We start from the raw sequence: 5,178 nt of genomic DNA, 5'->3' as shown, positions 1-5,178 counted from the left end.
CCCCAGCCCAGCCCGGCCCAACGGAATTTGGTGACAGCCCAACCGCCATGCCAGTGGCTAAAGCTGGAGTACCATCGGATGCCCCCATGGTTCGACGCCCCCAGATTGTTTCGATTAAATCCTCTGCCCTAGATGAAATTGTCAAGGACATAGACGAGGACTTAGATTTGCTGGATGAGGAAGATGAAGATATTGATGATCTGGACGACGAGGACGATGAAGATGACGAGTTTGAAGACGAATTAGAGGATTTTGATGAAGACCAGGGGGAAGAGGATTATGTCCCCACCCCAGTGGCCACCAAACAAACTCCAACAAACACCGCAGAGCTAATTTCAATTTTGCCCCTGATGGAAGCGTCTATGCCCAAAAACTGCTACCTGGTGGTGGACAGGAGAGGCGAATTGATTGTCCGTCCCCTGAAGGAGTTCAGCCTAGATGGAGCCCTACCCCCCGAAGAAGTCCAGGCTAAAACCCTACCTGTATTTGATAACCATCGAGTAGCCCGGCGCTTTTCCCTCAAAACCCAAAAGGTAATTCGCTTACCCGACGCTAGCATCGTCCAAAAAACTGCCCAAGCACTCAAGTCCAAGGGCATTACCAGGGTGTTTCTCGGCGGCCAGGTCTACTCTCTTTAACTTTATCAATCCACTGGCGATCGCCTTAGTGATCTGATTCCCGACGGGGTTTCACCCATCCCTAGCATCAGGAAAAATGTTGGTAGGATTCCTCCTGGGCATCGCTAATAAAATTCAATACCTGGGCCTGGTAGTAACGTAATTTGTCATCTACCCAATGGCGGTCTTCACTGTTGGCGTAGATATGGACTAGGGGCTCCCCAGCATCGGGCAAAATCAAGACCCAGTTGTCTCCGTTGGGAAAGGTTATTTTTACCCCGTCCACCAGTTCAATATGCTGATCCCGATGGATTTCCACTAAATGGCGCATCAGGGCCCCTTTAATTTTCCAAGAACAACGTACACTGCAACTGTTGTGGTAAACCGTCGGCAATTCTGCCCGAATTTCCCCCAGGGTACGTTTTTGCACAGTCAGCATTTCCATCACTTTGGCAATGCAGAACATGGCATCAAAGCCGGGGTGTAAACGGGGGAAGATAAAACCGGTTTCCCCACTGCCCCCCAAAACCACGTTATGGCTCGATTGGGCGGCGGCCATCAAAGCGGTGGGATTGGCCTTGGTCCTCAAAACTTTCCCTCCATGGCGGCGGGCCAACTTCTCCACTGCACTGGAGGCCTGCACCGGCACCACAATGGTTCCCCTGGGAGAGGCAGTTAACATCATGTGCACCATCAAGGCCGTTAGCAGTTCCCCCCGGATGGGCAAGCCCCCTTCGTCCACCAGGGTAAGTTGTTCTCCATTGGCGGAAACCTGCACTCCCAAATTGGCCTGGAGCGCCGATACCACTTGCCCCAACTGACTGAGTAGGACTTCCTTTTCTTCGTTGGAAACAGCGGTTTGCCGCAGGCTGGCATTGAGGACCACTGCGTCACAGCCGAATTTGGTTAACAGTAAGGGCAGAATGGCACCGGACACCCCATAGGCATAGTCGATGACAATTTTGGCCCCATCATTATTGATGATGTCCATCTCCAGAAGCTTTTCAAAGGTGTGGCAGTAAGTTTCCAACACCTGGGCCGGATAGGACATATCGCCGATTTGGGGAATGCTGACCCGACGTAAATCTTCCTTGAAATAGGCCCCTTCAATTTTTTTCTCGGTCTTTTTGGAAATGTTGATACCCTGGCTATCAAGAAATTCAATCAGCAAATAATCGGGGCGATCGGGGTGAATACGCACATGGATGCCACCGGCCACTTTCAACTTCGGGGTCATGGTGCGGGCAATGGGAATCGCTGTCGCTTCCAGATTTTGAATGTTTACCCCCACCGACATCAGGCCAGCAATGAGGGAACGGGTAACCATGCGGGAGACGTTGCGTTGATCCCGGGAAACAACAATTTCCGCCCCTGGCTTGAGGGAAGAACCGTAGGCTGCCCCCAATTTAACGGCAAACTCCGGCGTCATATCAATGTTGACAATGCCGGAAACCCCCCTCTGGCCGAATAGGTTGCGGTGGCCGGTGCTTCCCCAGATCAAATTAATGTTGAGAATAGCCCCCGGTTCCACCCGTTTACTGGGCCAAACTTTGACGTTGGAGTTGATCTGGGCTTCTTCGCCAATGATGGATAGGGGACCAATTACCGCCCCTTCCAGCACCTGTACTCGCCTTTCTATCCGACAGCCGCGCCCCACCACACAGGCGGCCAGATAAGCTTCATCGCCAATGAGGACTCCATTCCAAATAATAGCCCGTTTTAATTCTGCTCCAGCGCCAATGGTGACGTTATCGCCAATGATGGTACCGGCTTCCAATCTAGTGCCCGGGCCGATGTTGCAGTTATCGCCGATCGCCAGGGGGGGAATCAGAACAGCGGTGGGATCAATGGTGGTGTTTTCCCCGATCCAAATGTCGGAGTGCCGGGGTAGGTTACCCAATTCCAACGTGACTTTTTTTTCTAGGGCATCGTATTGAGCTTCCCGGTAGGCATCTAAATTACCAACATCGCACCAGTAACCATCGGCGACAAAACCATACATGGGCTCGTCATTTTCCAGTAGGAGGGGAAATAAATCCTTGGAAAAATCCATTTCCTCCCTGGGGGGCAGATAGGCCAGCACCTCCGGTTCGAGGATATAGGTGCCGGTGTTGACGGTGTCGGAAAAAACTTCACTGGTGGAGGGTTTTTCTAAAAATCTTTGCACCCGTTGGTTTTCGTCGGTGATGACCACGCCAAATTCCAGGGGGTTGGGAACCTTGGTTAAAATCAGGGTCGCCTTGGCCTGTTTTTGTCTGTGGAAGGCGATCGCCTGGGTGAGATTAAAATCTGTGATGCTATCCCCACTAATTACCAAAAAAGTATCATCCAGTAACTCTTCAATGTTTTTGACACAACCCGCCGTACCGAGGGGATGTTCATCCTCCACTGCATAGGTCATCTGAACACCGAATTCACTGCCGTCGAGGAAATAGTCCCGCATGGCATCGGGGAGGTAATGGAGGGTGGCCACCACTTCGGTGATGTTATGGCGACGGAGCAAATGGATAATATGGGCGGCGATCGGTTGATTAACAATGGGCACCATGGGCTTGGGTAGATCGCAAGTCAGGGGTCTCAAACGGGTGCCTGCCCCCCCTGCCATCAACACAGCTCGCATTCCTTTACCTCAGTGACGAATTTCTGTTCCCATCTTAAGGTAAACCATTGACTCTGAGCGGTGGTGGGACAATCGCCTCGCAGCTAGAGCCATGCCAACGAATTCCCCATTGCCTTGTCATTTTCGACCCATTACTTTAAATAACTGCCCCCAGTTTTCATAGGGTCGGTACCTGGGCGGCGATCGCCTTGCCAATTTCCAAAGAAGCTGTGGCCGCCGGAGAAGGAGCGTTAAGTACCTGGAGGGAATTGGGGCCGGGGACAATGAGAAAATCCTCCACCAAAGCCCCATCATTTTTTAGTGCCTGGGCCCTCACCCCCGCTGGATTGGGCACAATGTCGTCCGCCGTCACTTCCGGAATTAATTCTTGTAAACTCCGCACAAAGGCCGCCTTACTAAAGGAACGAATAATTTCCTGTAGGCCTTCTTGCCAATGTTTACCCACCAACTTCCAAAAGCCAGCATAGGCCATCACCTCGGTAAAATCCCCCCAATCAAAATCCGTTTTGCGATAACCTTCCCGCTTCAAACTCAGCACTGCATTGGGCCCAGCGTGGATACTGCCATCAATCATGCGGGTGAAATGTACCCCCAAAAAGGGAAAGGCCGGGTTGGGGACTGGGTAAATTAAACCTTTGACTAAGTATCTTTTCTCTGGCTTCAACTCATAATATTCCCCTCGAAAAGGCACGATTTTAGCATCAGGCTTGATCCCCGCCATCTTGGCCAGGCGATCGCTCTGGAGACCACCACAATTGATCAGAAAACGACTAAAAAAATCCCCCTGGTTAGTGACCAAACTATGGCCATTAGCCTGGGTTGCAATACCACTTACCCGATGGTTAAACTTGATTTCTCCGCCCTGAGCCTGAATTAATTCCGCATATTTTTGACAAACCAGTTTGTAATTAACAATGCCAGAAGTGGACACATGAATCCCCCCTAAGCATCGCACATGGGGCTCATACTCCCCAACCTGTTCAGGGCTAAGTTTTTTCACCTTTAAGCCATTGGCTTGACCCCGATTAAATAAGTTTTCCAATAGGGGCAATTCCGCCGGTTTGGTCGCCACAATGACCTTGCCACAAACCTCGTAGGGCAGGGCGTGTTCCTGGCAAAATTCCACCATGCTTTGGTTGCCAGCTTTGGTGAATTGGGCCTTAAAACTGCCAGGTTTATAGTAAATGCCAGAGTGAATGACGCCGCTATTGTGCCCCGTTTGGTGGTGGGCTGGCTCCGCTTCCTTCTCCAAAATCAATAATTTGTATTGAGGAAAACGACGGCTAATAAATAACCCCGTGGCCAAACCAACAATGCCACCGCCGATAATTGTGATGTCATAGGAAGCCATTTTTTCCCCACTCCTTGGAAAAATTACCAGCTAATTATCCTAGCCCGACAATGCCGCCCGAGGAAACATAACCCTTTTCTTTTCCTTCTGCGGAGGAGCTAGGTGACCTCTTGGGTATTGATGGGGCTATTTTAAGGGCTATGCTACCTCCCCTCGGAGAAAGTCTGAAAATGGAGCCTATACGCCTTTGCGGAGCCTGTTAGGAGGAGTCTCCCTATCACCGGCTGGAGTGGCAGCTTCAATCTACCTGGCGAACGATTTCTTTTTGTTCTGCTAGGGAGGAGAGGGGAATAGCCCAGTTTTGTAACACTTGGGTCTCAATCCTGCGTATTCCATGGGTAGCCTCTTTCCTCGCCAATAAAATATGCTTTGCCATAAACTTAATCGTAAAGGCAAATTCAGAGAGATTTAGATCACAACATTAGTCCCCACGGAGAGGCTAGAAGGAAAAACCCCTATTAGAGTGGTCAGGGTGGTGTAGTTGGAGCCATTGCTTAGACCATCAGCGTCAATTTGCACCTGGGTACTAAATCCTAGGCGATTGAAGCGGAGATAACCATCAGCAATGGGGTCTGTGCCAGCGTAATCGA

At 50.7% G+C, this 5,178-nt stretch carries 3 protein-coding genes and 1 pseudogene; 1 reads left to right on the top strand and 3 read right to left on the bottom strand.

The window, feature by feature from the left end; genetic code table 11:
- Window positions 1–638: pseudogene (locus IQ217_RS18445) on the top strand (helix-turn-helix domain-containing protein); the annotation flags it as partial.
- A 67-nt stretch (window positions 639–705) separates the two neighbouring features.
- On the opposite strand, the gene IQ217_RS18440 reads toward IQ217_RS18445, so the two are convergent.
- The 3 genes from IQ217_RS18440 to IQ217_RS18430 all read right to left on the bottom strand — a co-directional run.
- Window positions 706–3,237 carry a mannose-1-phosphate guanyltransferase gene (locus IQ217_RS18440; RefSeq protein WP_190599231.1) on the bottom strand — a complete coding sequence of 844 codons (2,532 nt, stop codon included), beginning with the start codon at window positions 3,235–3,237 and terminating at the stop codon, window positions 706–708.
- Window positions 3,238–3,394: 157 nt separating this feature from the next.
- A complete protein-coding gene (lhgO, locus tag IQ217_RS18435; RefSeq protein WP_190599232.1) occupies window positions 3,395–4,588 on the bottom strand; it encodes an L-2-hydroxyglutarate oxidase in 1,194 nt (397 codons plus the stop codon).
- A 408-nt stretch (window positions 4,589–4,996) separates the two neighbouring features.
- The coding region (locus tag IQ217_RS18430) for a hypothetical protein (protein WP_194021352.1) at window positions 4,997–5,178 on the bottom strand (182 nt) is incomplete at its 5' end.

The organism is Synechocystis salina LEGE 00031, assembly GCF_015207985.1.
In the GTDB taxonomy this organism is placed as follows: domain Bacteria; phylum Cyanobacteriota; class Cyanobacteriia; order Cyanobacteriales; family Microcystaceae; genus Synechocystis; species Synechocystis salina.
The sequence above is the reverse complement of the archived record's forward strand: the minus strand, read 5'-3'. Positions and strand labels throughout refer to the sequence as shown.